The organism is Parapontixanthobacter aurantiacus (genome assembly GCF_009827635.1).
GTDB classification, from domain to species: domain Bacteria; phylum Pseudomonadota; class Alphaproteobacteria; order Sphingomonadales; family Sphingomonadaceae; genus Parapontixanthobacter; species Parapontixanthobacter aurantiacus.
In genome coordinates this window covers 1,387,682-1,413,945 of the sequence record NZ_WTYW01000001.1, presented here as the reverse complement: position 1 = coordinate 1,413,945, position 26,264 = coordinate 1,387,682, and the positions used below count along the sequence as shown (strand labels likewise).

Annotated in this window: 27 protein-coding genes and 1 other RNA gene; 10 read left to right on the top strand and 18 right to left on the bottom strand. The window is 63.1% G+C overall.

What is annotated here, in order from left to right; translation table 11 throughout:
• Positions 1–8 precede the first annotated feature (8 nt).
• From GRI38_RS06925 to GRI38_RS06905, 5 genes are read right to left on the bottom strand one after another with little or no spacing between them, the layout of a single operon-like run.
• Positions 9–791 carry an SDR family oxidoreductase gene (locus tag GRI38_RS06925; RefSeq protein ID WP_160682130.1) on the bottom strand — a complete coding sequence of 261 codons (783 nt, stop codon included), beginning with the start codon at positions 789–791 and terminating at the stop codon, positions 9–11.
• 1 nt (position 792) lies between these two features.
• Positions 793–1,365 carry an NUDIX hydrolase gene (locus GRI38_RS06920; RefSeq protein WP_160682129.1) on the bottom strand — a complete coding sequence of 191 codons (573 nt, stop codon included), beginning with the start codon at positions 1,363–1,365 and terminating at the stop codon, positions 793–795.
• A complete protein-coding gene (locus GRI38_RS06915; RefSeq protein ID WP_160682128.1) occupies positions 1,365–2,039 on the bottom strand; it encodes a TPM domain-containing protein in 675 nt (224 codons plus the stop codon). The genes GRI38_RS06920 and GRI38_RS06915 overlap by 1 nt, the downstream gene beginning before the upstream one ends.
• Positions 2,040–2,042: 3 nt before the next feature.
• Positions 2,043–2,882 carry a TPM domain-containing protein gene (locus tag GRI38_RS06910; protein ID WP_202389845.1) on the bottom strand — a complete coding sequence of 280 codons (840 nt, stop codon included), beginning with the start codon at positions 2,880–2,882 and terminating at the stop codon, positions 2,043–2,045.
• Positions 2,883–2,904: 22 nt separating this feature from the next.
• Positions 2,905–3,525: a LemA family protein gene (locus tag GRI38_RS06905; protein ID WP_160682127.1), complete on the bottom strand. Its 621-nt coding sequence runs from the start codon at positions 3,523–3,525 to the stop codon at positions 2,905–2,907.
• 148 nt (positions 3,526–3,673) lie between these two features.
• Here GRI38_RS06905 and mscL point away from each other — a divergent pair, with 148 nt between their 5' ends.
• Positions 3,674–4,153, top strand: coding sequence for a large conductance mechanosensitive channel protein MscL (mscL, locus tag GRI38_RS06900; protein WP_160682126.1), 480 nt, complete (start codon positions 3,674–3,676; stop codon positions 4,151–4,153).
• A 69-nt stretch (positions 4,154–4,222) separates the two neighbouring features.
• Positions 4,223–4,566, top strand: a transfer-messenger RNA (tmRNA) gene (gene ssrA / locus GRI38_RS06895).
• A gap of 70 nt (positions 4,567–4,636) precedes the next feature.
• Here the strand turns inward: ssrA and GRI38_RS06890 are convergent.
• From GRI38_RS06890 to GRI38_RS06870, 5 genes are all read right to left on the bottom strand, one after another.
• Positions 4,637–5,185: a hypothetical protein gene (locus tag GRI38_RS06890; protein WP_160682125.1), complete on the bottom strand. Its 549-nt coding sequence runs from the start codon at positions 5,183–5,185 to the stop codon at positions 4,637–4,639.
• Positions 5,186–5,272: 87 nt separating this feature from the next.
• Complete coding sequence (locus tag GRI38_RS06885) at positions 5,273–5,536, bottom strand: hypothetical protein (protein ID WP_160682124.1); 264 nt, start codon at positions 5,534–5,536, stop codon at positions 5,273–5,275.
• A gap of 116 nt (positions 5,537–5,652) precedes the next feature.
• Complete coding sequence (locus GRI38_RS06880; protein ID WP_160682123.1) at positions 5,653–6,918, bottom strand: N-succinylarginine dihydrolase; 1,266 nt, start codon at positions 6,916–6,918, stop codon at positions 5,653–5,655.
• Positions 6,915–7,934, bottom strand: coding sequence for an arginine N-succinyltransferase (locus GRI38_RS06875; RefSeq protein ID WP_160682122.1), 1,020 nt, complete (start codon positions 7,932–7,934; stop codon positions 6,915–6,917). The genes GRI38_RS06880 and GRI38_RS06875 overlap by 4 nt, the downstream gene beginning before the upstream one ends.
• Positions 7,931–9,139: a hydrolase gene (locus GRI38_RS06870; protein WP_160682121.1), complete on the bottom strand. Its 1,209-nt coding sequence runs from the start codon at positions 9,137–9,139 to the stop codon at positions 7,931–7,933. The genes GRI38_RS06875 and GRI38_RS06870 overlap by 4 nt, the downstream gene beginning before the upstream one ends.
• Before the next feature lie 112 nt (positions 9,140–9,251).
• On the opposite strand from GRI38_RS06870, the gene GRI38_RS06865 reads away from it, so the two are divergent.
• Complete coding sequence (locus tag GRI38_RS06865) at positions 9,252–11,351, top strand: malate synthase G (RefSeq protein ID WP_160682120.1); 2,100 nt, start codon at positions 9,252–9,254, stop codon at positions 11,349–11,351.
• Between the two features lie 12 nt (positions 11,352–11,363).
• On the opposite strand, the gene GRI38_RS06860 is transcribed toward GRI38_RS06865, so the two are convergent.
• The 5 genes from GRI38_RS06860 to lptD form a co-directional block, all read right to left on the bottom strand.
• Entirely contained in the window at positions 11,364–12,173 is an 810-nt protein-coding gene (locus tag GRI38_RS06860; RefSeq protein WP_160682119.1) for a TerC family protein, read from the bottom strand.
• Between the two features lie 45 nt (positions 12,174–12,218).
• Complete coding sequence (gene rsmA / locus GRI38_RS06855; RefSeq protein WP_160682507.1) at positions 12,219–13,052, bottom strand: 16S rRNA (adenine(1518)-N(6)/adenine(1519)-N(6))-dimethyltransferase RsmA; 834 nt, start codon at positions 13,050–13,052, stop codon at positions 12,219–12,221.
• Positions 13,053–13,086: 34 nt separating this feature from the next.
• Positions 13,087–14,103, bottom strand: a complete 1,017-nt coding sequence (pdxA, locus tag GRI38_RS06850; protein ID WP_160682118.1) for a 4-hydroxythreonine-4-phosphate dehydrogenase PdxA — start codon at positions 14,101–14,103, stop codon at positions 13,087–13,089.
• Complete coding sequence (locus tag GRI38_RS06845) at positions 14,100–15,470, bottom strand: peptidylprolyl isomerase (protein WP_160682117.1); 1,371 nt, start codon at positions 15,468–15,470, stop codon at positions 14,100–14,102. The genes pdxA and GRI38_RS06845 overlap by 4 nt, the downstream gene beginning before the upstream one ends.
• Positions 15,471–15,712: 242 nt before the next feature.
• On the bottom strand, positions 15,713–18,079 hold the full coding sequence (gene lptD, locus GRI38_RS06840; RefSeq protein WP_160682116.1) for an LPS assembly protein LptD: 2,367 nt from the start codon (positions 18,077–18,079) through the stop codon (positions 15,713–15,715).
• 90 nt (positions 18,080–18,169) lie between these two features.
• Here lptD and GRI38_RS06835 point away from each other — a divergent pair, with 90 nt between their 5' ends.
• The 5 genes from GRI38_RS06835 (at position 18,170) to GRI38_RS06815 (ending at position 21,346) form a co-directional block, all read left to right on the top strand.
• Positions 18,170–19,630, top strand: a complete 1,461-nt coding sequence (locus tag GRI38_RS06835; RefSeq protein WP_160682115.1) for a leucyl aminopeptidase — start codon at positions 18,170–18,172, stop codon at positions 19,628–19,630.
• Between the two features lie 32 nt (positions 19,631–19,662).
• Positions 19,663–19,845 (top strand): DUF2256 domain-containing protein, encoded by a 183-nt coding sequence (locus GRI38_RS06830; protein ID WP_160682114.1) that lies wholly within the window; start codon positions 19,663–19,665, stop codon positions 19,843–19,845.
• Complete coding sequence (locus tag GRI38_RS06825; protein WP_237487372.1) at positions 19,845–20,282, top strand: DNA polymerase III subunit chi; 438 nt, start codon at positions 19,845–19,847, stop codon at positions 20,280–20,282. Before GRI38_RS06830 ends, GRI38_RS06825 begins: the two co-directional genes overlap by 1 nt.
• A gap of 138 nt (positions 20,283–20,420) precedes the next feature.
• Positions 20,421–20,843 carry a nucleoside-diphosphate kinase gene (gene ndk / locus GRI38_RS06820; RefSeq protein WP_160682113.1) on the top strand — a complete coding sequence of 141 codons (423 nt, stop codon included), beginning with the start codon at positions 20,421–20,423 and terminating at the stop codon, positions 20,841–20,843.
• Between the two features lie 89 nt (positions 20,844–20,932).
• Positions 20,933–21,346 (top strand): nuclear transport factor 2 family protein, encoded by a 414-nt coding sequence (locus tag GRI38_RS06815; RefSeq protein WP_160682112.1) that lies wholly within the window; start codon positions 20,933–20,935, stop codon positions 21,344–21,346.
• On the opposite strand, the gene GRI38_RS06810 is transcribed toward GRI38_RS06815, so the two are convergent.
• From GRI38_RS06810 to purM, 3 genes are read right to left on the bottom strand one after another with little or no spacing between them, the layout of a single operon-like run.
• The gene (locus GRI38_RS06810; RefSeq protein ID WP_160682111.1) at positions 21,291–22,550 is read right to left on the bottom strand and encodes a sulfotransferase family protein; all 1,260 of its coding nucleotides are present in this window, start codon (positions 22,548–22,550) and stop codon (positions 21,291–21,293) included. The two genes, GRI38_RS06815 and GRI38_RS06810, sit on opposite strands and share 56 nt — an antisense overlap.
• A 1-nt stretch (position 22,551) precedes the next feature.
• Positions 22,552–23,148, bottom strand: coding sequence for a phosphoribosylglycinamide formyltransferase (gene purN / locus GRI38_RS06805; RefSeq protein ID WP_337191246.1), 597 nt, complete (start codon positions 23,146–23,148; stop codon positions 22,552–22,554).
• Entirely contained in the window at positions 23,141–24,238 is a 1,098-nt protein-coding gene (gene purM, locus GRI38_RS06800) for a phosphoribosylformylglycinamidine cyclo-ligase (protein WP_160682110.1), read from the bottom strand. Before purM ends, purN begins: the two co-directional genes overlap by 8 nt.
• 69 nt (positions 24,239–24,307) lie before the next feature.
• Between purM and GRI38_RS06795 the strand changes: the two genes are divergently transcribed.
• Positions 24,308–25,570 carry a heavy-metal-associated domain-containing protein gene (locus GRI38_RS06795; protein ID WP_202389843.1) on the top strand — a complete coding sequence of 421 codons (1,263 nt, stop codon included), beginning with the start codon at positions 24,308–24,310 and terminating at the stop codon, positions 25,568–25,570.
• A gap of 13 nt (positions 25,571–25,583) precedes the next feature.
• Positions 25,584–26,249 (top strand): P-loop NTPase family protein, encoded by a 666-nt coding sequence (locus GRI38_RS06790; RefSeq protein WP_160682108.1) that lies wholly within the window; start codon positions 25,584–25,586, stop codon positions 26,247–26,249.
• The last annotated feature ends 15 nt before the right edge of the window (positions 26,250–26,264 follow it).

The window sequence follows — 26,264 nt, the reverse complement described above, 5'->3', positions numbered from 1 at the left end:
AGTTCCAGTCACATCGCCGATATGCCGCCATCCAGCTTGAGTTCCGCGCCGGTCATGAAGCGGCTCTCGTCGCTCGCAAGATAGACCACTGCATTGGCAATGTCGTTCGGCTCGCCGACGAACTGGAGCGGGATCTGCCGTGCCAGCTTTTCCAGAAGAACGTCCTTGTCGAGATTGGCATTGCGCGCCGTGCCGTCGAGGATCGGCGTATCGACAAAGGTCGGGTGCACCGAGTTGCACCTGATATTCATGTTCTTCTTCGCGCAATGAAGCGCGATCGATTTCGTCAGCATCCACACGGCTGCCTTGGAGGAGTTGTAGGCCGGCATCCGCTCGCTGGCGATGAGGCCGGCGATGGACGAGATGTTGATGATCGAGCCGGGGGCGTGCTCGCGCATCAGCGGCAGTGCCTTTTGGCAACCATGGAAGATCGAATCGACATTGATCGAGAAGCAGCGCTTCCAGTCATCGAAATCGCAGGTCTCGATATTGCCCGCGACCCCGATGCCGGCATTGTTGACGAGGACGTTGAGCCCGCCCAGCTTATCGCGCGCGCCATCGACCGCCTCTTCCCATGCGTGGGGATCGGTCACGTCATGCTGCATCCCGAAAGCCGTGTCGGACCCACATTCCTCGTTGACGAGCCGCGCGGTCTCTTCCGCGCCGTCACCGTTCAGATCGGTGCACAGCACGCGGGCGCCGTTTTGCGCCAGGAGCATGGCGTGAGCCCGGCCCAGACCCTGCGCCGCGCCCGTCACCAGTGCCAGCTTGCCTGCAACCCGTCCCGTCATGTCATTCTCCCAGAAAATTGCTGCCCATCAGGATCGCCAGTCGCACATCGACCGCGTGACCCGCTTCGCGCCACCTCTTCACGAAATCGGGCAGCGCGTCGAGAGCGATGCGATGCACCGCGATGTCCTCGCTATCGGTTCCGCCGCCTTCGCCGACCTTTTCGAGACCGTGAGCACGTAGCAGCGTGAATCCTTCGCTGACCATGCCGGGCGAGGAATAGAACAGGCCAAGGTTTTCGAAGCGCTCGGCGCGATAGCCGGTTTCCTCCTCCAGCTCGCGCGCGGCGGCGACCTCCGGGCTTTCCCCCTCTTCGCCGTCATCGTCGCCAATGAGACCCGCCGGGATTTCGAGGCATCGTTTGCCGAGCGCCATGCGGTATTGAGAGACGAGGATCACGTGGCCTTCGTCCAGCGCGATGATCGCTGCGGCACGGATACCGCGCGCGCGGCTGGCATATTCCCAGCGGCCTTTCCTCTTCATCGTGACGAAGCGGCCCTGCCACATCACCTCTTCGGGCTTGTCCATGTCGGGATCGGTCCCGTGATCGTCGGCAGGTGGAACGGGCTCGGTCATCAAATTTCGATCAGGCGGTCGGGCAATTCGTTCTCGTCATCTGCGTGGCGGGGGAAATGTTCCGCCAGGACCGCGCCGACGTCGCCAATCCCGGCCACCAGCCCGTCGGCAACGCAACCCTCCCTGATATGTTCGAGCATGTCGGCCATCGCTTCGCCCCACGTCTCGGCGGACACCTTGGCGGCGATCGGCTCGTCCGCGACGATTTCCGCGCGATGTTCGTGCATCGACAGGTAGATCAGCACTCCGGTACGCCCATGCGTGCGCCGCTCGGCGCCGACCTTGAACAGGGCCACGGCGCGGTCGTGAACGCGCATCGTCTTCACGCGGCCCGGAACGAGGAGGAACTTCAGGGGCTGCCACAATTGTGCAGCCCAGGCGAGGGCGAAGGTGACAAGACCGAGAGCGATGGTCGCAGTGGCGAGCTGGCCGGTCGTCCATTCGTGCTCCCACCCGCCGGCAAGCCGATCATAGAAGTCGAGGAACGGGGCCGGGACGAACGCGAAGACGCTCATTGCGGTAAAGGCGAGCGCGATCGCCCAGAGAAGGGCAAGATCGCTATACCCGTCGGAGCGTTCGGCGAGCACAGTGACGATCTCGCCGGAGGTCTGCATTTCCGCCTCGGCTACGGCGCGCGAGACCTGTTCGTGTCCCAATGGTGCGAGATAGCGCATGAGTTACCAGCCTCCGCTCGCGCCGCCGCCGTTGAAGCCGCCGCCCCCGCCGCCGAAACCGCCGAAGCCGCCGCCCCCACCGCCACCAAAGCCGCCGCCGCCGAAACCGCCGCCACCCCAGTCGTCATTGTCGGAAATGCCGCGGGCAATCGCCTTGCCCGCCTCCCACAGGATGATGTCGCCTACGACGCCGCCCATTCCGCCGCGGCGATAGCGCCGCCTGCGGCCGCCGCCGAACATGGGTGCGATGAAGAAGAAGCCGATGAAGGCGAGCCAGACGAGCGCGCCGATGGGAAAGCCGCCTTCGCTCTGGCGTTCTCGTTCCGCAGCAGCCTCGGCTTCTGCGATCGCCTCGGCCTGCGCCGGTTCGAGGTCCAATCGTTCGATGATCCGGTCGACCGCTGCATCGATGCCGCCCGCGAAGTCGCCTTCGCGAAAGGCCGGGCGCAGCGTTTCGCGAATGATGCGGCCGCTCGAAATGTCGGTGAGACGGCCTTGAACGCCCCGTGCGGTCTTGATCGCCATCTTGCGGTCGTCGCGCGCCACGAAAAGGAGGACGCCTTCCTCGGTTTCCGCGCCGCCTATACCCCATTCCTCGGCCAGTCCGCGGGAATAGAGATCGATGTCGTTCCCCTCGAGCGAGGGCACGGTCGCGACTACGATGGCACGCCCGGTTTGCGCATTGTAGTCGCGCAGACGCCGGTCGAGCGCGGCTTCCTCGCTCGGCGGAATGAGATCCGCCCCGTCATAGACCGGGCCGGCCGGGCGGGGCGGATAATCCTGCGCAAAGGCAGGCGCCATGCTCCAGGCGAGCGCGAGGCAAAGGACGATGAGGCGGAACATGCGCGGCCCGCTGAAAGGCGCTTCAGTTGTCGCGATTGGCCGGGTCCATGTCGCCGAAATCGACATCGACGGCCTGATCGGCACCGGCTTCGGCCTGGAAGGTCTCCATCGGCTCGGCACCGTGAATGATGTTCGCGCCGATCGTGTCGGGGAAGGTGCGGATGGTCGTGTTGTAGTCGCGCACCGCCTCGTTGTAGCGGGTGCGCGCGGTATCGATGCGGTTCTCCGTTCCTTCGAGCGCGACCATCAGGTCGGCAAAACGCTGCTGGCTTTGCAGCTCGGGATAGCGCTCGACCACCACCATCAGACGCGACAGCGCGCCGCCGAGATTGTTCTGCGCAGCCTCGAACTGACGGAACTGATCGGCATCTCCCAGATTGTCGGCGTCGATGGTCGTCTGCGTCGCCTGCGCGCGCGCCTCGATGACCTGTGTCAGAATGTCCTCTTCGGACGCGGCGGAGGCGCGGACCGAGGCGACGAGATTGGGGATGAGATCTGCCCGGCGCTGATACGCGCTCTGAACGTTTGCCCATTCAGCCTTTGCCGCCTCTTCCTTCGTCGGGACCGAGTTTATCCCACAGGCCGACAAGGTAAGAGCGGCCAAGGCGACGAGCGCGGTGCGAAAGGCAGCGATGCGGTACATGATACGGTCGGTTCCCTCGATAAGTGTCTTGGCAGGATAGCACACCCGACGCTCGGTTCAAGCACAAGCGGTCGGTAATGCACCGCTTGAACCTCTTCATTCTTACGGGCAAATGAAACCGCACAGGCAATTGGGGAAGAAGATCAGCATGAAACTGGGAAGCGAGTTCAGGAAGTTCATCGCGCGGGGCAACGTCATCGATCTGGCTGTGGGCGTCGTGATCGGGGCGGCGTTCAGCGGAATTGTCACTCAACTGACCGAGTCGGTTCTGATGCCGCTGATCGGATGGATCTTCGGCGAGATCGATTTTTCGAACTGGTTTCTGCTGCTCGGCGACATTCCCGAAGGCTATGATGGCGCTGTCGATAATTACGAGCAGCTCAAGGAAGCCGGTGTCGCCATGATAGGCTACGGCGCGCTGATCACCGCGATGATCAATTTCCTGATCGTCGCCTTCGCTCTGTTCCTTCTCGTGCGTAGCGTAAACCGCGTTACGGAGGAAATTCAGGCCAAGCAGGCGGAGACGGAAGATAGTTCCAAGAACCCGGAGGTGCCTACCGATCCCCAACTGGACGTGCTGAAGAAGATACTGGCGGAATTGAAAGGCGGAGAAGCCGGGAAAAGCTGACGAAGGGGAAGGCATGGCGCGCAGTGTCAAACCTGCGACCCGGTTCATCTGCCCGCGTACCGAACGCTTTCACTTCACATTAAGCGCACCCTCCCTATATAGGGAATTGTCGGCTTTCGGGCCGACTATGGCGATAAACTGCGGTGTGCAATAGACGCAACGGACCCGGGGGCAGTACCCGGCGGCTCCACCATAAAACCCGCGAAAGCGGGACTTCTGACGGGGCCGAACTAGGATCGACGTGTGTTGAAAAGCATCGTTTTTGCCCGGGCTGAGTAACCCGAATAAGGCTCATTTTTATAAGTGCAAACGACAACGAAGCACTCGCTATTGCAGCGTAATTGATGGCCTAGCGGCCTGACATTACAAAGCTTAAGCGCGGTTGGACCCACCGGGCAACAGAAGGGATACCGGGGGCTCGGGGGAGCCTAGCAACAGAATCCCCCACCTTCATTCCCTTCCATATCGCCCGCCGGTTTCAACTCAAAGCGGTCGCTTGAAATAGTGGAAGGGCAGCCACACCGAAGCGTGCTGCCAGCCATCCTGCTGCATGGCCGCGATCATCCGCGACTGGCCGATCTTCCGGCGATATTCCCAGTTCGTGTCGGTCTGCCGAAAGACGAGTTTCAGAACTCCCATATCGATGAGTTCGCGCCCCTGTTGGCCTTCTTCCTCAAGTATCCTCATTTCGTGAAAAGCGCTGGCTCCGGTGCGAACGACTATGTTCGCGTTCTTAACATCGGGGCTACCATCGAACTCGCTGTCCGACGGTTTGAAGCGTTGTTGCGCGGCCTGTTTGGAAATGCCCAGCGTGTCTCCGATTTCGCTCCAGCTAAGTCCTGCGCGCCTGCCGGCATCGACCCAGCGCGCAAGTCCTTCGCGCCCTTCCTCCGCAACCAGATGGGCGACCTCGATCGCTTCGCGCAATCCTTCGGCCGTTTCGCCGGTGACTGGCGGTTCTCGTCGCTCGGCCCAATCCAGAACGACCGCTGCCGTCGCGCTGCGAATTGCTTTTTCTTCGTTGATTTGCATAACTGACCTCGTCAACATATTCTTGACGGACGGGTCAATATTACGTTGACTAATAAATGTCAACAGATTGTTGACGGATAGCGGAGTTCAGCGTGACGAGCTGTCCTGCGCTTTCTCAGCTTCCTGCGCTGCGCGTTCGGCCTGCTCGTATTTGAGGCAATCGAGGATCTTAGCGCCCGCCATGAAGACGGCACCCGAACACGCGGTCACCAGCAACCAGCCGCCAAAGCCGGGATATTGGTCGAGATAGGCGATTCCACGGGTCATTGCACCAAGAGCGAGGGCGTAGATAATCAGGAACGCTTCGAAGCGCGTCTTAATTACGAACAACCTGCCGATTTTGCGAAGCATCAATTCCCTTTCCTTAACGCATCGACGCTGAAAAACCGTTCAAGTTCCGCGGCTTGGAGCGATTGATGGTTAATGTGCCTCGCATTGTAAGCGGGGGGCAGATGGTGTCCAGCGCGTTAACTTAGTTCGGTGAGGGAAAGTGTTTCAAGCAGGGCCAGCCTCGCCGCCACCACCCGCCGGGCAAGGTCAGGATCGCCGATTTCGTCCGGCGCCATAGCCTCGGGCCAGAACCGTTCGATGATGTCGGCGATCTTGTCGGCCTTTTCCTCATCGAGCAGGAAGCGCTGATCGACCGTTTGCGGATCGGCAACCACCCTCAGGCGAAGGCATGCCGGGCCGCCGCCATTCGCCATGCTCTGCCGGACGTCGACCGGCACGACCTGCCTTATCGGACCGTTGCCTGCCAGCATATCCTGTAACCAGCTCCACACGGCTTCGCTCTCGCGACATTCCAGGGGCACGATCAGCGCCATGCCTGCCTTTTCCGGAAGGCTGACGAGCTGCGCATTGAACAGATAGGTCGCGATCGCTTCTTCAAGGCTTACGCGGTCCGAAGGTACTTCGACGATTTCGAGCGGCGGAAAAGCGGCCCGAATGGCATCGTAAGCCTGTTCGCGGTCCGCAAAAGCCAGTTCGTGGGTGAACAGCACCCGCTCGTTGGCGACGGAGACGACGTCATTGTGGAAAGCACCCGCTTCGATGGCGGCCGGGCTCTGCTCGATGAAGACGCAGCGTGCCGGATCGAGCCCATGGCGGCGCGCAACGATGCGGCTCGCCTGTTCGTGCTGGCGGGCGGGAAACTTGCCGCCGGGTCGGCCGTAGACGAAGACTTCGACGCCTGGCAGATCATGGCTTTCGCAAAACCGCATGTGGTTCGCCGCGCCCTCGTCGCCGAAAGTCGGCGGAACGGCATCGTGAACGGTGAAATGGTTCTCGTTCCCGAAGGCGAGCGCGAGTTGGCGCTTTGTCTCGGGCCATTCCTGTGCTCTGTGCAGCATGGTCACGAGATTGGCGGGCGTCAGGTGACAGCGACCATCGACGGTGTCGGGGGCCGGCGAAACAGTCGCGGCATTGGCGGTCCACATCGAGCTTGCCGACCAGGCTGCCGCCAGCAAGGCGGTATCGCCCGAACCCTCGATCCGCAAGGCGTCGATCATGGAAGGATTGGGACGCTTCAGCGGCAGGAAGAACCCCTGCGCCAGTCCCAGTTTCATGTTGGCCCGCATCTTCGCGAGACCCTGAAGCGCCGCTGCACGCGGGTAGGAGATTTCGCCCTTGTGGCTGGCGCTGGCGATATTGCCGAGGCTGAGGCCGGCGTAATTATGGCTGGGTCCGATCAGTCCGTCGAAATTGATCTCGACGAGGCGGGCGCTCGCACTCATCGCCCGACGCTCCAGACCATTTCCCCGCTTTTCACATCGAGAATATCGGCGCTTTGCGGGTCGATGGCGAGGCCGTCATCGCCCTCTGTTTCCTTGGCGCCGTAGCAAGCCCGGAAATTTTCCAACTCCCCAGCTGCCAGGATTGCCTTCTCGCCCTTTTCGAGATTGCACCGTTCGAGCCCCGCGCCCGTCGCTGCCTTCACGCTTTCGACATTGTCCGTCCGCGCAATCATGGTCGGGCCGCCGTCGAAGATGTCGACATAACCGTCATAGGAGAAGCCTTCCTTCTCCAGCATCCGCATGGCCGCCCGCCCTGAAGGATGCGGGACGCCGATCGCGGTGCGGGCCGTCTCGGACAGCATCGCGACATAGACCGGGTGCTTGGGCATGAGGTCCGCGATGAACTGGTTGCCGTTGATCGCGTTGAAATAGTCCGCTTCCTGAAAGCTCATGCCGAAAAAGCGGCCCGCAACTCCGTCCCAGAAAGGCGAACCGCCGCGCTCATCGATGATGCCGCGAAGCTCGGCAAGGATGCGTTCGGCGAACCGTTTGCGATGCATCGCGATGAACAGATAGCGGCTGCGCGCCAGCAGCATGCCGAGGCCGCCCGCGCGCTCGTTGGGGTGGAGGAACAGGCCGCCCACCTCGCTGCATCCTTCGAGATCGGTGACGAGGCTCAGCATTTCCGCGCGCACGGTGCGATCGAGTTCCTGGCTGTGCTGGGTCAGGGTCGTCAGGCGATAGGAATAGAACGGCCATTGCTGACCGACTTGCGTGAAGATCTGGCAGGTGCCGCGGACTTGCCGCGTCTCGACATTCTCGAGGACCAGCACGAACAGCTCGTCGCGCAATGTTCCGTCCGTTTCCTGCGCATAGGAGCGGGTCGACCGCTCGATCTTCGCGGTTAGGGCATCGCGGTCGGCAGGGAGGTTGGTGAACCCTCCGCCGGTCAGTTTCGCCATCTCGTAAAGCGGCTCGATGTCCTCCAGCCGGGCGGCGCGCAGTCGAAAGGTCATAGCGCATCACCCGTGGCAAGGCGGTGCAGCACAAGGGCCGAGAGGGCGGCGCGTTCCTTGAGCGAGGGAACGATGAGATATTCGTCGGGCGAGTGGATAGCTCCGCCGCGCACGCCCATCGTATCGACGACCGGGACGCCGCACGCCGCGATGTTGTTGCCGTCGCACACGCCGCCGGTCGCCTGCCAGCCGATCTTCTGACCGAGATCCGCTCCGCACCGTTTTACGAGCTCGAACAGCTTCTGCGCCCTTGCATCCACCGGCTTCGGCGGCCTCGTCACTCCGCCATGGACATGGACGTCGAGGTCATGAATTTTCGAGATGTTGCGCGATAGATCGCTGATATATTGATCGAAACTCTCCATCGCCTCGGTTGATTTCGGTCGGATGTTGAAGCGCAGAACGGCATGATCGGGAACGACGTTGTTAGCAGCGCCGCCCTCGATCTTCGCGGGGTTGACCGACAATTCGGCGTGTTCGCGCGCCTTCAATTGCACCGCCATGTCGGCAGCGGCGACGATGGCGTTGCGCCCGTCCTGCGGATTGCGGCCGGCATGGGCGCTCTTGCCGGTAAAGGTGATCGAATAATTGCCCGTGCCGCCCCTCGCATGGGCGAGCGTGCCGTCGGGCAGGGCAGCAGGCTCGTAGGTCAGCGCCGCAAACTTGCCGGTCGCGAGCTCTGCGATGAGTTCGGAGGAAGCAAGCGAACCCGTTTCCTCGTCGGAATTGATCATAACGTCGTAACCGATCGCCCTTGCCGCCGCACTGTCTTCGAGGGCCATCAGCGCGTGAAGCATAACCGCGAGGCCGCCCTTCATGTCGGCGACGCCGGGTCCGTTCAGTGTTTCCTCGTCGAGCCACGTCTGATCCTGAAAGGGATGATCTTCGGGGAAGACGGTATCCATGTGACCCGTCAGGATGAAGCGCCTGTTCGCCGTGGGACGCACGCGCAGGACGAGGTGCCTGCCATGCGGTTTCTCGAACTCCTTCCCGTCTGGGGCGATGGCCGTCACGGGGGCAGGCTCGACCAGTTCGATTTCGCCCGGCAGCACGGCGAAGGCGTCGGCCAGCAGTTCCGCCTGCTTCTTAAGTCCTCCGAGATTCGCGGTTCCTGTGTTGATCGCGCTCCAAGTTTGCACCTGTGCGAGCATCGCCTCGGCATCTATTGCGCCGACCAGTTTTTCGGGTTCCGTTACGTCTGTCATCGTTACGCGCCTTACCCTGCAAATTGCGCAAACCCAAGTCCCGCCCGCTGCTTGTCCTGCGTCCTCCGCTCCTTTAGGCCGGTGTGCAAACGCAACAGGACAAAGGACGATCATGAGCCAGACAGTCGAGAAAGCCGGACTTAAAGTGGACACCGCCCTGGCGCGCTTCATGGAGGAGGAAGTCCTCGGCCCGCTCGACCGAAACGTGGAGGAATTCTGGAAAGGTTTTGCCTCGCTGCTGGTGAAGTTCGTTCCGCGTAACCAGGCGCTTCTCGAAAAGCGCGAGAAATTGCAGGCGAAGATCGACGAATGGCATCTGGCGCGAACGGGTCAGCCGCACGATGCGAAGGCTTACCGCTCGTTCCTCGAAGAGATCGGCTACCTCGTGCCCGAACCGGGCGACTTCACTATCGGCACCGAGAATGTCGATCCCGAAATCGCAACGATGGCGGGGCCGCAACTCGTCGTGCCCTCGCTCAATGCGCGGTTCGTTCTCAATGCCGCCAATGCAAGGTGGGGCAGCCTGTACGATGCATTCTACGGTACGGATGCGCTCAATGCGCCGCCTGCAAAGCCAGGCGGTTATGACGAGGAACGGGGCGCGGCGGTCATCAAGCGGGGACGCGAATTCCTCGACGAGACCGTGCCGCTCGCCTCGGGCGGCTGGAGCGATCTCGACGATGCAGATGGCATCGCGCTGAAGGACGAGCAGCAATATGTCGGGCGCACGGAAAAAGGACGGCTTTTTTGCAATAACGGGCTGCATATCGAGGTCGTGTTCGACAGGACGAGCCCGATTGGGAAGACGGACAAGGCGGGTATTTCCGACATCGTTCTCGAAGCGGCGCTGACGACCATCGTCGATCTCGAGGATTCGGTCGCGGCGGTCGATGCCGAGGACAAGCTGACTGCCTATTCGAACTGGCTCGGCCTGATGTGCGGCGACCTGTCGGAGACTTTCGACAAGGGCGGCTCCTCGATGACCCGGACTTTGTCGAAGGACAAGACATACACGGACAAGGAGGGGCGGGAAAAGACGCTGCCGGGTCGCAGCCTTCTGTTCGTGCGCAATGTCGGGCATCTCATGGCCAATCCGGCGATCGGCCTGCCGGACGGAACGCAGATACCCGAAGGGCTGATGGACGCGGTCTTCACCTCCGCCATCGGCGCGCTCGACGTCGAACGGCGGACCGATACGCGCAACAGCCGCAAGGGCAGCATCTATATCGTGAAGCCCAAGATGCATGGGCCGGAGGAATGTGCCTTCACCAATGACCTGTTCGATGCCGTCGAGGACTTGCTCGGCCTGACGCGCAACACGATCAAGGTGGGCGTCATGGACGAGGAACGGCGCACGTCGGCCAATCTCGCCGCGTGCATCCGGGCGGTGAAGGACCGCATCGTTTTTATCAACACCGGCTTCCTCGATCGCACCGGCGACGAGATACATACCTCGATGCGGGCCGGTGCGATGATGCGAAAGGGCGAGATGAAGAACTCGGCCTGGCTCAAGGCTTACGAAGCGCGCAATGTTGGGATCGGCCTTGCTCACGGCCTGTCGGGCCGGGCGCAGATCGGCAAGGGCATGTGGGCCGCGCCCGACCTCATGGGGCAGATGATGATCGAGAAGATCGGGCATTTGCGCGCCGGCGCGAATACCGCCTGGGTGCCGAGCCCGACCGCCGCGACGCTCCATGCGCTTCACTATCACGCAGAGGACGTGTTCGAGATTCAAAAGGGTCTGCCCGATGCAGCGAAGCTCGACGAGTTGCTGACCATTCCGCTGGCCGAGGGAACGAACTGGTCGGAAGAGGAAATTCGCGAGGAACTGGACAATAACTGCCAGGGGCTACTGGGTTATGTCGTGCGCTGGGTCGATCAGGGCGTCGGCTGCTCCAAAGTGCCGGACATCAACGATGTCGGCCTGATGGAGGACCGCGCGACCCTGCGCATTTCCTCGCAGCATATCGCCAACTGGCTGCTCCACGAGGTCGTCACCCGCGATCAGGTGATGGAGGCGCTACGCCGGATGGCAGCCAAGGTGGACGAGCAGAATTCGGGCGATCCGCTATACGAACCGCTATTGGAAAACGAGGACGGGCCGGCCTTCCAGGCGGCGCAGGATCTCATATTCAAGGGCGTCGAGCAGCCTTCGGGCTATACGGAGCCGCTGCTGCACCAATGGCGGCTGCGCAAGAAAGCGACCAGCTAGGCCGCTTTCTCCTTAGCCCTGCGCCGTGGCGGCCCGTGCCGCCGCCCGGCGATTGCGCTGAACCATATTGAGCAGCTCGACGCCGACCGAGAAGCCCATCGCGGCGTAGATGTAGCCCTTGGGCACGTGGAACCCAAAGCCGTCGGCGATGAGGACGACGCCGATCATCACGAGGAAGGCGAGCGCCAGCATGACGAGCGTCGGGTTCTTCTCGATGAAGCGGGCGAGGGGGTCCGCAGCGATCATCATCACGCCGACGGTGATGACGACGGCCGTGACCATAATCGGAATCTCGTCGGTCATGCCGACCGCGGTCAGGATGGAATCGATCGAAAAAACGAGGTCGATGGCGATGATCTGCGCGATGACTGAGCCGAAGCTTGCCTTTGCGGCATCGGCCATGGATGGCGTCTTGTCGAGCAGGTCGCCGCTATTATCCTCCGGCTCCATCGAGTGATGGATTTCCTTAGTCGCCTTCCACAGCAGGAACAGGCCGCCTGCCAGCAGAATGAGGTCGCGCCCGGAAAATGCTGTTTCGAAGGTCGGTTCGCCATATTCGTTCGGCGCGCCCGTGATACCCAGGTCGAAGAGCGGCGTCTGCAGCGTCACGATCCACCCGATCAGCATGAGCAGGCCGATGCGCATGATCAGCGCCAGCGATAAACCGATGCGCCGCGCCTTCGCCTGCTGATGCTCGGGCAGTTTGTTCGACAGGATCGCAATGAAGATGAGGTTGTCGACACCCAGAACGACTTCGAGCGCGATGAGGGTCAGGAGGGCGAGCCAGGCTGCCGGATCGGTCAGCAGTGCGAGAATGTCCATCGCCGCTCCATGACCAATCGCGGCAAGTAAGGCAAGCGCCCGATATCAGGTCAGATTTTGTGCGATGGCAACGAATTCGTCCACCGATAGCGTTTCCGCGCGGCGCCGGGGATCGATGGACAGCGCGTCGAGTGCCTCTACGGCCCTCGGAAGCGGCTTGAGACTTTGGCGCAGCATCTTTCGGCGTTGACCGAAGGCGGCCTGCGTCACGCTTTCCAGGACTCTCGCCGAGACGCCTTCCGGCATGGTCGAGGGTTCGACATGCACGATGGCGCTCATCACCTTGGGCGGCGGCGTGAAGGCGCTGCGATGAACCTTCATCGCCAGCGTTGCGGTGGTGCGCCACTGCGCGAGCACGGACAGGCGTCCGTAGGCCGGCGTATCGGGGCGGGCAACGATGCGGCGCGCGACCTCTTCCTGAAACATCAGGGTGAGCGAGGACCAGCGCGGCGGCCACGTATCCTCAATCCCCTTCGCTCCGCCGAGCCACCGCGTGAACAGGGCGGTACCGACATTGTACGGCAAATTGGCGACGACCGCATATTTCTCACCCATGAGGGCATCGTGATCAAGCGACATCGCATCGCCCTCGATCACCGTGAGCCTGCCCGGAAATGCCTCGGCCAGTTCGGCAAGCGCCGGCAGGCAGCGGCGGTCCATTTCGATGGCGGTGACGCGCGCCCCGGCTTTTAAGAGCGCGCGGGTCAGTCCGCCGGGACCGGGCCCGACTTCGAGCACGGCTCTGCCTTCGAGATCGCCGGGTATCGCAGCGATCCGGTCCAGCAATTGCGCATCGAACAGGAAGTTCTGTCCCAAAGCCTTTGATGCCGAAAGCCCGTGGCGCGCGATGACTTCGCGCAGAGGAGGAAGTTCCGGCACGCTCATCCGACCTCGCCCGACGCCGAAAATGTCATTACTGCGCCTGCCGGATCGCCGCGATCTGGGACGCCATTCGCACGGCCGCGAGCATGGCACCGGGGTCGGCGAGGTTCTTTCCAGCGATTGAAAAGGCAGTCCCATGATCGGGCGAGGTCCGCACGATCGGAAGGCCGAGAGTGACGTTCACGCCCTCGTCGAAGTCGAGTGCCTTGAGGGGAATGAGCGCTTGATCATGATACATGGCGATCGCGACGTCGTAGGTTTCGCGCGCACGCGGGGTAAACAGCGCATCGCCGGGATGCGGCCCGGAAACGTCGATACCTCGTTCTTTGAGCGCGGCAATGGCGGGCACGATGATCTCGATCTCTTCCGCGCCGAATCGGCCATTCTCTCCCGCATGGGGATTGAGACCCGCTACCGCGAGCCGCGGTCGCTCGATGCCGAAATCCGTTTGAAAGGCCTCGGCGACAATGACGCTGCGGCGAACGATTGTTTCCACGGAAAGACGCCGGGGCACGTCCGCCAAGGCGCAATGCACCGTCATCGGGACGGTGCGCAAGCGCGGTCCGGCAAGCATCATGACCGCATCCTCTTCGGCGATGTCACACGCACCGGCGAAGAACTCCGTCTGTCCTGCGAAGCGAAAACCCGCAGCTGCCAGATTGTCCTTGGCGATCGGCGCGGTGACGACGCCAGCGATTTCATTGTCCAGCGCCAGTCGCGTTGCTGTTTCCAGCGACCGCAAAGCAAATTCGGCCCCTTCAGCTGAGGGTTCGCCCGGTGCGAATTCGGGTGAGCCTAGCTCGAGGACTGGCAGGGCATCGGGCCAGACGTCCCGCGCCTCGGCCACGCTTTCAAGGCTGCGACAGGGAAGGGCAAAGCCGCGTGTTTGGGCGGCCGCTTTCAGTGTTTCGCTCGAACCAACTACGACCAGGGCGGGAGCAGTCTGATCCTCGCGACAGGCTCGCCAGCATTCGGCGACCAGTTCCGGCCCGATACCGGCAGGATCGCCGATCGTCAGGGCCAGAAGCTGGGCGTCAGGAGTACTCAATTATATTCGACATAGGCATCGTTGCGCAGGTCGCGCAGGTAACGCTGCGCGCGCTTGCCGATGCGCTCGTTTTCGAGCTGGGACATGACCGCTTCGAAATCCGGTCCTTCCGCAGCGACAGGATCGTCGCGTCCGCACAACATGAGGACACGCACACCGTCCTCGACCGTGCCGAAGGGCGGCGTGACCTGTCCGATTTGCAAGTCCAGGAGGATGCTCTGCAGCGTTTCGGGAAGCGCTCGCGCGTTGATCTGGTCGTTGTTGACAATGGATGCGCCGAGTTCCGCCGCCGCGCGTTCGGCATCGCCGCAACCGCGGATTTCCTTCACTCCTTCAGAGAAGCGCCGGACGCGCTCTTCGGCCGAAGCCTGGCTTTCGCCCGGTGCGAAGGAGATCGAGATCTGCTTCAGCGACAGGACCGCATCGCGGGGATCGGCCGTCAGAACCTGACGCTTGTCGATCAGATATACGATCGAATAGCCGCCCGGTATCTCGATCGGCCCGTTCAGCTGCCCCGGTTGCAGGGTCGCAGCGACGCTCGCGATTTCCTGAGGCAATTGCGCCAGCCGCACGAAGCCGAGGTCGCCGCCGACGACCGCCGTCGATGCTTCGGAGAACTGCCTTGCATAGGCAACGAAGCTGCCGCCCTGCCGCAATTGCTCGATGATCCGCTGCGCGTTCTGCAAGACCGCTTCACGATTCTGCGGTGTCGCCGACAAATAGATTTCGCCGAGCCTGTATTCCTCTGTCCCGCGCGAACTTTCGAGCCGCTGCAACTGCTCGTTCACTTCCTCGGCAGACACGTTGACGAAGGGCGAGACATTGCGCTGCACGAGGCGCGACCAGGCCATTTCGCCCTTGATCTGACGCTTCAGCGAAGCGGGCGAAGAACCGATCAGCCTCAGATAAGTGTCCATCGATTCCGGGCTTTCGCCGAAATTCTGCTGCGCGAGCCGCTGGTAGCTTGCTTCCACTTCCTCGTCCGAGACGGGCAGTTCCTGCACTTCGGCGGCCTGTATCTGCAGGGTCTCGTCGATCAGGTTGCGCAATACCTGCTGCCGCAGCCGTTCCATTTCGTCGGGCTGTATTTCCCCTTCGGAGGACGCAGTGACCAGCGCCACGCGCTGGTCTATGTCGGTTCCCGTGATCACCTGCCCGTTGACGATGGCAGTCGCGGTCCGGACGTTGGGATCGCTGTTCCCGAGCAAACGGACCTCGCCACCAAGGCCGAGCGGATCGGCAGCTTGCGCAGCTGGCGAAGCAGCTTCGGGCATAGTGGCTTCGGGCGCTTCAGTGTTCGTTTGGGTCGTGGCTTCGGCGACGGGTGCGACGGCCTGAGCCAGCGACTGGCCCGTCGCCAGCGTCATGCCGGTTCCTGCAAATACGGCTGCAATGAAGGCTTTTTTCGAGAAACTGTTCAACACGCGATGATCGTCCAACTCATGAATGTCTGGCCGCGAGGGCGAATGAAGACCGGCGAATGGCGCGATCGGCCTTAACGAAAGCTGATCGCCATACCGGTCGGTGGCGATGCCTGATCCCCCTGTGCGAACCGCCCGATGCGCATCGCCCATAACGGCAAATGCGGATCATGCCAATCCGGCGGCGTTCACCGGAAACCGAGATTCTTGAGCGAAAAGTTCAACTGGAACGTATTGCCGCTCACGGCATCGCCCGCAGTGATGAAGTCGCGCCGCCAGGTAAGGCCGATCTCGAGACAATCGTCCTCATAGGCTATGCCAAGGCGCGTGCGGATCGGGTCGAACCCGTCGGAGGTCAGGGTCGGGTCTTCTTCCGCATCGGTGAGATTGACGATCCCTGCCGCGAATACCGACCAGTAATCGGCAAATGCGACCCGGCCCGCAAAGCGCAGCTCTTCGCGATCGTCGAGATCTTCCACGGTAACGTCGATGTCGCGGTCGAGCCGTAGATAACCGACCTCGGCATAGGTCCGGCGCGACCCGATCGTCGCGTCGATCTCGTTGCGCCGCAGCGCGAAGTCGTCCTTGTCGATGCGATAACGGTGGGTGAAGCTGAGGAAGTCGCGATAACGCACGCGGGTACGCCCGACGATGTCCGAGACGCGGTCGTAAATGCCCGTCCCGTCGACGAGAAAGCCCGGTTCCTCGTCCGCCCTGATCGACTGTCCGATCGTGGCGAGGATTTCCCACCCCGGCCGCCGCAATTCCCAGTCGAGCCCGTAGGTCACGCGAATGCTCTCCTCGATCCGGTCGTATCCGGGAAAGCGGTTCAAGGCGAAGAGGTTCGAATCTTCGAGGTCGAAGGCGCGGGCATCCTCGTTGGGGAAGGCGAGATTGCGGATCGGCGTGCTGGCGACTACCTGCACACGGGGGGTCAGCACCTGCGTCCCGCCGAATGCGCGACCGACGAGCGGCCATTCGAGATCGACCGCGCCGAGACCGAAAGCTCGGGCTTCCCACCCTTCGTTCCCGCGAAACTGCACCGTCTCGGTCAGGGAAACGTCGTCGGTATGATAAACGTCCGCCCGACCGAGAACAGAGAGGGTGAGAACCTGACCGCCCGCGGTAATGCTGCGCCGGTCCCATTGCGCCTTCGCGAAGGCGCGCTGCGTATCCTGTCCCACTTCGCGCGAAATGGCGAGGGTGTTGGCCTGCAACTGCACCGTCCCGCCTGCAATCGGGTCGGCCAGCCGCTTGCGATAGTCGATGATCGGCAGTGCCACCGGCACCTCGCCCTGCGGCGCATTCAGTCGCAGCGTCTGCGTTTCCCAGCCGGTCAGTGCGAAATAAGACGTATCGTCGACGCGGGCGAGTTCGAAGGTCGAGCGCAGCCGGTCCTCGCGCGTGATGTCGTAGCGGCGCAGAAACGTACGGTCGCTCGCGCGGCGGATCGATGCGGAAAGGCTCCATTCCGGGGAAAACTGGTACTGCCCGTTCGCAAAGATGTAGCCGCGAATATCGCGTTCGCTGGTCGGTTCCTGATTGAAGCCGTTGATGCCGCCGATCCGCCGGCTGCTCGTCAGGTAACCGGTGATCTGGTACGCGCCCTTGTCGAGCAGATGCCGCCACTGGCCCGAAACCATCGGCGGTGCCTCGGTAAAGGCATAGGCACCCAAGGTCAGGTCACGATTATCGGCAAGGCGCCAGTAATAGCTGCCGTTCACCTCCAAGCCGTTCACTTGCGATACGCGCAGGTTCGGCGCGAGGAAGCCGGAGGCGGCTTCGCCATCGGTGCGGATCGCTAGGCCGGGAAGGGGCAGGACGCGCGCCCCGAACAGTTCGAGATAAGCGCCCCTGAACTTCACCGTGTCGTTTACCGTGTCGTAGACGACGCGTTCGGCGGTAATTCGCCAGCTCGGGCTCTTCTCGCAGCCTTCCGCGTCGATCACGGCACAGGCGCTGTACGCTGCGCGTTCGAGGATGATCGCGCCGTCTTCGCCGCGGCGTCCCTCGGCCGCTGCCAGCCTGCCGCCCTGCGCAAGGGCGAGCAGAAGATTGTCCATGGCACCTGCCTCGAACTCGTCGTCGAGCAGCAGCGAATCGGAATAGAGCTGGTTGCCTAACTCGTCGACCAGCCGCACGTTGCCGTCTGCGACGATATCGCCGGTCTGGCGGTTCCAGCGGACGCTGTCGGCGCGCAGCGACTGATCCTCACTGCGCAAGATGACGTTGCCGCTCGCCGTGATGGTGTCGCTCGACTGATCGTATTCGAGAGCATCGGCCTCGAAGTCGATTGCGCGGCTCGCTTCCCCGGTCGGTTCATCGGGATCCGTGGCGGGCGCGGGTTCCGGTTCGAAGAATTCCGGATCGACTGGTGCAAGAGGCTCGTCGGGTACGGGCGGGGGAATGTCGACCTGTTCTTCCGCGGTCGGAATGCCGGGCGCAGGTCCACTTTGCGCGGCGGCGGGTGCGGACAGCAAGACGGAGAGGATCGCGGTTGAAGCGGCGAAGCCTGCACCGAGCCGCGCCGATGCTTGCTTATCGAACGCGTGCATCTTAACTGCCCTGTCTAACGCCGTCAGTTCCATCGAAGTGCGGGCCTGCATGACCGGGTCCACGCGACGACCCACCTCCCAGGAGTTTTCATGCAGATTCACTTTACCCAAGACCTTCCCACGGAAGCGCGGCTTCTTGCGCAAGTTGTCGATCAAGGCAAGCTGCCTGATGGAATGGAGGCGACAATCCGGGACGGGGCGGACGCCGCGCGCTTTAAGGGGCAGGTCGGACGGGTTTTCGAAAGTTTCGTCGAACGCGGCGGCAAGACGCGCCGCCTTGCGCTTGCAGGAGTTGGCGAGCCGGAAAGCGAAAAACGCATCGCCAATCTGGAAAAGGCGGGGGCTGCGCTGACGGCGAAGTTCCTGCGCTCCGGCGAGAAGGAAATGGCGCTCGACGTATCCGGTTCGAACCTTTCCGCCGAAGAGGCGGCAGCGGTCGTCATGGGCATCCGGCTGCGCGCCTGGCACCTCGACAATTACCGCACGAAGCTGAAGGACGATCAACGCGTCACGCTGGAAACGGTCCATGTCGTCGGCGCACCTGAGGGCATCGAGGACGCATGGCAGCGCAGCGAAGCCGTCGCGGAAGGCGTCGAATTCACCCGTGAACTGGTCACCGAACCGGCGAACATCATCTATCCGGAAAGTTTCGTCGCTCGCTGCAAGGAAAGGTTCGCGGGAACGGGCGCAGAGCTGGTAGTGCTGGATGAGGCGCAGATGGAAGAGCTCGGCATGGGCGCACTGCTCGGCGTTGGCCAGGGGTCTGAGCGCGACAGCTACATCCTCGCCATCCGCTGGAACGGCGGCGAAGAAGGCGAGCAGCCGGTCGCTTTCGTCGGCAAGGGCGTGACCTTCGACACCGGGGGCATTTCGCTGAAGCCCGGTCCCGGCATGGGCGACATGAAGTGGGATATGGGCGGTGCAGGCGCGGTTGCGGGCGCGATGCTCGCCCTGACGAAGCGCAAGGCGAAGGCGAACGTGGTCGGCGTGGTCGGTCTCGTCGAGAACATGCCCGACGGCAACGCGCAGCGGCCGGGCGACGTGGTGACGTCCATGTCGGGTCAGACGATCGAAGTCCTCAATACCGATGCCGAGGGAAGGCTCGTCCTGTGCGACGCGCTGCACTGGACGCAGAAGAAGTTCAATCCGCGCCTCATCGTCGATTTCGCGACGCTGACCGGCGCCATCATCATCTCGCTCGGGCGCGAGCATGGCGGCCTGTTCGCGAATAATGACGAACTTGCCACCGATATTCTCGCGGCGGGCAAGAGAAGCGGCGACGAGATGTGGCGCCTGCCCATCGGTCCCGCTTACGACAAGCTCATCAACTCGCCGATCGCCGACATGAAGAACGTCGGGCCGCGCGATGCCGGATCGATCACGGCGGCGCAGTTCCTGGCGCGCTTCATCGAGGACGGCACGCCCTGGGCGCATTGCGACATCGCCGGAATGGTGTGGGACGAGAAGCCCGGCGCCACCTGGGACAAGGGCGCAACGGGCTTCGGCGTGCGACTGATGGACCAGTATATCGCTGATTTCGCAGAGAAATAAGCGAGGTCCGCACAGGAAGGGGGCGCAGGGTCATGGCGAAGATGCGTCGCAAGGGCGATCTGCCGACCAAGATCTGCGCCACATGTGGGCTCCAATTCGCCTGGCGGAAGAAATGGGCGAGGGATTGGGGCGACGTGCGCTATTGCTCGGAAAAATGCCGCCGGAACAAGGGTTTGCCTGCCGGCGCTAATGCCGAGACTGAGAGCGCCAACTGATGCGGATTGATTTCTATCAGCTTTCGCGCGACCCGGTGGAGGCGGTGGCGGCGATGCTAGCGCGCAAGGTCGTCCAGACCGGATCGCGCCTCCTCATCGTCGCGCAAAATGCTGAAAAGAGACAGGAAATTTCGCGTGCCTTGTGGGAGGTTCCGGGCGAATTCCTTGCCAATGGCGAGGCGGGAGGGCCGCATGATGCGCGCCAGCCGATCCTCGTTTCCGGCGGGTTCGAGGCTCCCAACGGCGCGTCCATCGTGCTCGTCGCGGACGGCATCTGGAGCGAGGAGGCCAGCCGTTTCGAGCGTTGCCTCCTCCTGTTCGACGAAGCGGCCACTAACGATGCGCGCAACCTTTGGAAGACCCTGAAAGCCGCAGAAAACCGTGAATTACACATCTTCAAGCAGCGGGAAAACGGCAGTTGGGCGGAGGGCGCATAAGGATACCTAGAAGGGGTCTAGCTGCACCAAGGCGGGGGCAAGCGTTGGCAAACCTTGTTTCACGCGCGCCGAAAAGCTAGGGGCGCTTCGTCACGACAATCGCGATCATTTTCCCACCACAATCTCAAGGATTTTCTCATGGCGGTCACCCGCACATTCTCGATCATCAAGCCCGATGCAACGCGCCGCAACCTGACCGGCGCCGTCACCAAGATGCTGGAAGAAGCCGGCCTTCGCGTCGTCGCATCCAAGCGCATCCAGATGTCGCGAGAGCAGGCAGAGGGGTTCTACGCTGTCCACAAGGAGCGCCCCTTCTTCAACGACCTCGTCGACTTCATGGTCAGCGGTCCGGTCGTCGTCCAGGTGCTCGAGGGCGAGGATGCGGTGAAGCGCAACCGCGACGTAATGGGCGCGACCAATCCCGAGAACGCCGATGCCGGAACGATCCGCAAGGAATATGCGGAAAGCATCGAGGCGAACTCCGTCCACGGCAGCGACAGCGAAGAAAATGCGGCGACCGAGATCGCCTATTTCTTCGACGAGGACGAAATCGTCGGCTGAGGACCAAAATAATCTTTGTGAAGATGGGGCGCGGACGGTTCGCTTTTCGTTCGCGCCCTTTCTCGTTCTGCGGTACATGGCTTTCCGCGATGTCCATGTTCTTTCAAACCTCGAAGCGGGCCATCGAGCGCTACATTACCGCGATGAATGCGCATGACGTCGAAGGTATGCTCGCCTTCGTTGCGCCCCATGCCTGTTTCGTCGACAGCCAAGGCGATGCGATCAGCGGCGTGAACGTCCTTGCAAAGGTCATGCGCCGGTTCTTCGAGATCGAGCCGCGTTTTCGCCTCATACCGACGGAAATCGCGGAGTTCAGAGGTGCCGTTCTGATCCGGGGCTCGGTTGAAGCCGACGATCCCGATCTTCTCCATGACAGCCTGTGGCGCACCCGTGTCGAGCATCAGCGCCTCGTCTTCTGGCAGAGTTTTGCCGACGGCAAGGCCGCCCCTATCGCGCGTTCCCTTGCGCCCCGAGACCATTTCCGCCCGCCGGTCCAAACGTAGGCCGCGCAGCGCGCGCAAACTGCCGCCATTGCGAGCGGTGGCGACGATGCGCCCCGTTCTTACCCTTGAGCATTTCCCGCGCCATCGCCTGCCGCGCCGCGTCGTCGAGCGTCAGTCCAAGTGCGTCGTAGACATCCGCAATCGCGCTTTGCCAGTCTTCGCCCAGCGCCGCGAAATCGACCTCCGCCACCCGACCGCTGAAGGTCCGCAGCGCCGCATCGGCCCTTTCCTCGCGAAGAGCGATCTTGCGTTGCCATTCGGCGCGTAAGGCCGCTTCTTCGGCGGCATCGGTCTGCATGGCCATCTGGTTCGCCACCAGCGATACCGCGCTTTCCAGAACGTCCTCGCTGGAGCGGCGAGCAACGACGATGCGCGCTTCGGGCAGCACCGCGAAGAGGCTTGGCAGATCCTCGGCGAATTGCGGGGTCTTCATGACTCGCGGCCTGCCCGCATTGCCACAATGGGCCGCGTCGGTACGCAGGATACGCGCAAATTCGCGATAGACGGGCAGGGGGTCGCGATTTTCCGAAAACGCCGTGAAGGAGGGAATGCGCCATTGCGCTTCGGCGGCGCAATGATCGAGGGCGGCGGCAAGCCAGCCCAGTTCCTCGTCCGCGCGGCTGGCTCCGAAGGGATGGATCGTCTCCAGCCATGGATTGAGCCAATGCGCGAAGGCGAGGGCGGCGGCACTTTTCATGGGCCGCAGGTCGGGCGATTGCGGGGCAGGGTTCCAGCTGTCGCAGAAGCGCGTCGCGCAATGGGCCGGATCGGCGGCCAGCAGGCGGTGTATCCGCGTCGTCCCGGCGCGCATCTGGCCGACGACGACAATCGGCGGAGCAAGCTGCGTTTCGAGGACTTCCGGGTGCTTGCGCCAATAAGCCCCCAGTCGGTGACGCTGCGCGACGATGCGGGTCAGCTGGCCCCATGCGAAGACCTGTCCGAGCGGATTGAGTGCCGCTTCGCTGGACAAGGCCTCGCACAGCCGGTCGAGGCGGAGGCGGAAATCGGCGACGTCTTCCGGCAGGCGACCCGAATGTTCGTCCGCCGGATCATGTCCCTTGGCGCCGGCTTTCCAGATCGCCTCGGGCGACAGGTCGGGAACGAACAGCCAGCCGCGCTCGAACCCCTTCGCGATCAGCGCATTCAATCGGTCGACGCGCGGCGAACGGTCGAGCAGATGCCGCCTGACGGGTTTATTGCCCATGTCAGGAAGTGCGGTGCCGGTCGATATGGCGGGAAAGGGCGAAGGGATAGACTTGATGCTCGGCAAAACGCACGCGCGCCTCGAGGGTTTCCGGCGTGTCGCCTTCCTCGATCGCCACCGGCATCTGCGCGAGCACCTCGCCGCCGTCGAGATCGGCGGTGACGAGGTGGACGCTGACCCCGCCATGCATGTCGCCCGCCGCAATGGCACGGCCATGCGTGTCGAGACCCTTGTAGCGCGGCAGAAGGGAGGGATGGATATTGAGCATCCGCTCGCTCCAGCGTTCGACGAAAGCTGTGCCGAGGATGCGCATGTAACCCGCAAGCGCGATATAATCCGCACCCGCCGCCTGCGCCGCCTGTTCCATCGCCGCATCATGCGCATCCCGCTCCATGCCCCGGTGCGACTGAGCGAATGTCGCAATGCCTTCGGCGCGGGCGAGTGTCAGGCCCTTGGCGTCTTCGCGATTGCTGGCGACAAGCACGATCTCGTAATTGCTCGTCGGAAGCCTGCTGGCATAGAGCAACGCCGCCATATTGGTGCCGGTGCCGGAAATGAACACCGCGACCCGCGCCTTCGTCGCCGTCAGGTCAGCCAAGGTGGCGCGCTTCCCAGTCCGACCGCGCGCTCCAGGTTCCTTGCGAACCCCTGACCGTGCAGCCCTTTTCGCCCGCGACGATCTCGCCGATGCGATGCGGCGTCTCTCCCGCCTTGCGAAGCGCGTCGAGCAGGCTGTCGGCTTTTATGGGATCGACGGCCAGCACAATGCCGATGCCGCAATTGAAGGTTCGCGCCATTTCCTCCGGCTCGATATTGCCCTGCGCCTGGAGGAACGCCATGAGGCCGCTTTGCCGCCAGCTATCGGCATCGACGATTGCGTGACAGCCTTCGGGCAGGATGCGCGGGATGTTTTCGAGAAGGCCGCCGCCGGTGATGTGAGCGAGCGCGTCGATCCGCTGCTCCCGAATGAGCGGCAACAGGCTTTCCACATAGATCCGCGTCGGGGCGACAAGAGCATCAATCAGCAGCACCTCCTGATCGAACAGGGCGGGGCGGTCGAGCTTCCAATCCTTGTCTGCGGCCAAGCGCCTGACCAGCGAATAGCCGTTCGAATGGACGCCGCTGCTCGCCAGCCCGATCAGGACATGGCCGGGGGCGACGCGCTCTCCGGTCAGTTGCTCGCCGCGCTCGACCGCGCCGACGCAGAAGCCTGCAAGGTCGTAATCGCCTGCCGCATACATTCCCGGCATTTCCGCGGTCTCTCCGCCGATCAGCGCGCAGCCTGCCATCCTGCATGCCTCTGCAATGCTGCCGACGACCCGTTCCGCGATACCCGTCTCCAGCTTGCCGGTGGCGAAATAGTCGAGGAAGAACAGCGGTTCGGCGCCTTGCACGATGAGGTCGTTGACGCACATCGCGACGAGATCCTGCCCGATCGTGTCGTGGCGGTTGTGCTCTATGGCAAGCTTGACCTTGGTGCCGACGCCGTCATTCGCCGCGACGAGCAGCGGGTCGGCATAGCCCGCCGCCTTCGGATCGAAGAAACCGCCGAAACCCCCGATCTCGCTATCCGCACCGGGGCGCGCGGTCGCCTTGACCAGCGGCCCGATCGCCTTGACGAGGGCATTGCCCGCAGCGATGGAAACGCCCGCTTCTTCATAGGTATAGGACGCAGATTTTTCGCTCATTTGCCCTGCCTTACGCATTCGCGCTTGGAAATCCATCGCTCTTTGGGCAAAAGGCGTCTCGTTTTCCCCATGATGCTATCCCGCCTGCCCCTTCCGGCCGATCGTCGCCCGCTCATCGCCGCGCTCGCGGTGCTGCTTTGCCTCGTATGCGCCGCCATCGTTCTTGCCCAGGTCGAGGGGGAGCGCGGGATCGCGCCGGTCGCGGCGAGCACCGACATCGTCATCGAGGGGGTCGAGGTCGACGTCACCGGCGAGAGCGCCCGCGATGCCCAGCAGGAAGGGTGGCGCGAGGCGCAGCGCATTGCCTGGGAACGCGCAGGCGGTCCCGCCATCTCCGATTCGCAGCTCCAATCGCTCGTCTCCTCGATCGTCATCGAGAAGGAACAGATCGGCCCGCGCCGCTACATCGCGACGCTGGGCGTCATCTTCGACCGCCAGCGCGCAGGCAGCCTGCTGGGTCGCGGAGGGCAGGTGTCCCGCTCCGCGCCGATGCTGCTTCTGCCTGTCACGGTCAGCGGCGGAACGGCCATCATCTACGAACAGCGCAATGCGTGGCAGCGCGCCTGGGCGGAGTTCCAGCCGGGCGGCAGCCGCATCAACTACGTGCGTCCCTCGGGCGCGGGCGGACAGTCGCTGCTGCTGACCGCGGGACAGACCGAGCGGCGCAGCCGTTACTGGTGGCGCACCATCCTCGACCAGTTCAACGCGGCGGACGTGCTCATTCCGGTCGCCCGTCTCGAATACACCTATCCCGGCGGGCCGATAACCGGGCGCTTCGTCGCGCGCTTCGGACCGGACAGCCGCTATCTCGACGGGTTCACCATGACCGCCGCTTCGGACGAGGAACTGCCCGACATGCTGCGCAATGCGGTGCGCCAGCTCGATCGCATCTATCAGCGCGCGCTGACCTCGGGCCGGTTGCGCCCGGATGCGACGCTCGACCTCGAAGGCGGGGAAGTCGATCCCGCGCTCCAGCAGCTGATCGAACTTGGCCGACAGCTCGAAAATTACGACCGTACGCAGGCAGCGCCCCCGCCCGCCGCGACGCCGGACGCGCAGACCCCTGCCGACCAGCCCGACACGCCGTCGGCGAGCATCGCGACCTATACCGTCCAGTTCGCGACGCCCGACGCGCAGAGCTTCGATGCGGCACTGAGCGGCGTGCGCGGCGCACCGGGTGTGCGCGGCGCCAGCGTCAGCAGCACGGCGCTCGGCGGAACCTCTGTGATGAGCGTCCAGTACGCCGGTTCGCTCGGCGAACTCGCGGCGGCCCTGTCGGCCCGCGGCTTCACCGTGCAGCAGGGCAGCAACGCGCTCCTCATTTCGCGCTAGGAGCGGGCGAGCGATGATCGCCCGACCCGAACAGATCGCCTTGCCATTGAGCGAAGGCGACCCCGGCGAACCCCAGCGCATCGTCACCGGAGAAGCCAATCGCGCGGCTGTCGAAGCCCTCCGCCGACCCGAAAGCTGGCCGTTCGGAACCTGCATCCTCGCCGGGCCGCCCCGTTCGGGCAAGAGCCTGCTCGCCCGCTGGTTCGCCGCATCCTCGCCGACGGCAGAAGTGATCGACGATGCCGCGACGAAGCCTGATGCGATAATCTTCCATGCCTGGAACCGCGCCCAGCAAAACGGTCAACTCCTTCTCCTGACAGTCGATCTGTCGGAGGGTTCGGCATCGCAGGACGGACTGTTCGGCGAGCGCGGGTGGAACATCGCGCTCCCCGATCTGCGGTCCCGGCTGGGCGCGGCGCTGCAATGCGAGATCGGCCCGCCCGACGATGCGATGATGGCGGACCTCATGGAAAGTCACGCGGAACGGCGAGGGCTGGTTCTGGGCGAAGCGTCCACTGCCTATCTGATGGCGCGCATGACCCGCAGCTTTGCGGCGGCAGAGCGGATCGTTGCGGAGATCGACCGTCTCAGCCTCGAGCGCAAGACGCCGCCCTCGCGCGCTCTGTGCCGCGACGCGCTCGAAGCGGTCGAGGGGCCGAGCGAACCCTATTTGCTGTAAGCGTGTAAAAAGATT

Excerpts from the sequence above, each read along its gene's own strand:
- GRI38_RS06880 (WP_160682123.1), bottom strand. The coding sequence starts at position 6,918 with ATGAGTGCGAGCGCCCGCCTCGTCGAGATCAATTTCGACGGACTGATC.
- GRI38_RS06910 (WP_202389845.1), bottom strand. The coding sequence starts at position 2,882 with ATGTTCCGCCTCATCGTCCTTTGCCTCGCGCTCGCCTGGAGCATGGCG.
- GRI38_RS06790 (WP_160682108.1), top strand. The coding sequence starts at position 25,584 with ATGATCGCCCGACCCGAACAGATCGCCTTGCCATTGAGCGAAGGCGAC.
- GRI38_RS06835 (WP_160682115.1), top strand. The coding sequence starts at position 18,170 with ATGCAGATTCACTTTACCCAAGACCTTCCCACGGAAGCGCGGCTTCTT.
- GRI38_RS06885 (WP_160682124.1), bottom strand. The coding sequence starts at position 5,536 with ATGCTTCGCAAAATCGGCAGGTTGTTCGTAATTAAGACGCGCTTCGAA.
- GRI38_RS06845 (WP_160682117.1), bottom strand. The coding sequence starts at position 15,470 with ATGACGCTGGCGACGGGCCAGTCGCTGGCTCAGGCCGTCGCACCCGTC.
- GRI38_RS06810 (WP_160682111.1), bottom strand. The coding sequence starts at position 22,550 with ATGGGCAATAAACCCGTCAGGCGGCATCTGCTCGACCGTTCGCCGCGC.
- GRI38_RS06870 (WP_160682121.1), bottom strand. The coding sequence starts at position 9,139 with ATGACAGACGTAACGGAACCCGAAAAACTGGTCGGCGCAATAGATGCC.
- mscL (WP_160682126.1), top strand. The coding sequence starts at position 3,674 with ATGAAACTGGGAAGCGAGTTCAGGAAGTTCATCGCGCGGGGCAACGTC.
- purM (WP_160682110.1), bottom strand. The coding sequence starts at position 24,238 with ATGAGCGAAAAATCTGCGTCCTATACCTATGAAGAAGCGGGCGTTTCC.
- GRI38_RS06875 (WP_160682122.1), bottom strand. The coding sequence starts at position 7,934 with ATGACCTTTCGACTGCGCGCCGCCCGGCTGGAGGACATCGAGCCGCTT.
- GRI38_RS06920 (WP_160682129.1), bottom strand. The coding sequence starts at position 1,365 with ATGACCGAGCCCGTTCCACCTGCCGACGATCACGGGACCGATCCCGAC.
- lptD (WP_160682116.1), bottom strand. The coding sequence starts at position 18,079 with ATGCACGCGTTCGATAAGCAAGCATCGGCGCGGCTCGGTGCAGGCTTC.
- GRI38_RS06925 (WP_160682130.1), bottom strand. The coding sequence starts at position 791 with ATGACGGGACGGGTTGCAGGCAAGCTGGCACTGGTGACGGGCGCGGCG.
- ndk (WP_160682113.1), top strand. The coding sequence starts at position 20,421 with ATGGCGGTCACCCGCACATTCTCGATCATCAAGCCCGATGCAACGCGC.
- GRI38_RS06905 (WP_160682127.1), bottom strand. The coding sequence starts at position 3,525 with ATGTACCGCATCGCTGCCTTTCGCACCGCGCTCGTCGCCTTGGCCGCT.
- GRI38_RS06865 (WP_160682120.1), top strand. The coding sequence starts at position 9,252 with ATGAGCCAGACAGTCGAGAAAGCCGGACTTAAAGTGGACACCGCCCTG.
- GRI38_RS06795 (WP_202389843.1), top strand. The coding sequence starts at position 24,308 with ATGATGCTATCCCGCCTGCCCCTTCCGGCCGATCGTCGCCCGCTCATC.
- GRI38_RS06830 (WP_160682114.1), top strand. The coding sequence starts at position 19,663 with ATGGCGAAGATGCGTCGCAAGGGCGATCTGCCGACCAAGATCTGCGCC.
- GRI38_RS06860 (WP_160682119.1), bottom strand. The coding sequence starts at position 12,173 with ATGGACATTCTCGCACTGCTGACCGATCCGGCAGCCTGGCTCGCCCTC.
- GRI38_RS06825 (WP_237487372.1), top strand. The coding sequence starts at position 19,845 with ATGCGGATTGATTTCTATCAGCTTTCGCGCGACCCGGTGGAGGCGGTG.
- GRI38_RS06890 (WP_160682125.1), bottom strand. The coding sequence starts at position 5,185 with ATGCAAATCAACGAAGAAAAAGCAATTCGCAGCGCGACGGCAGCGGTC.
- GRI38_RS06815 (WP_160682112.1), top strand. The coding sequence starts at position 20,933 with ATGTCCATGTTCTTTCAAACCTCGAAGCGGGCCATCGAGCGCTACATT.
- GRI38_RS06915 (WP_160682128.1), bottom strand. The coding sequence starts at position 2,039 with ATGCGCTATCTCGCACCATTGGGACACGAACAGGTCTCGCGCGCCGTA.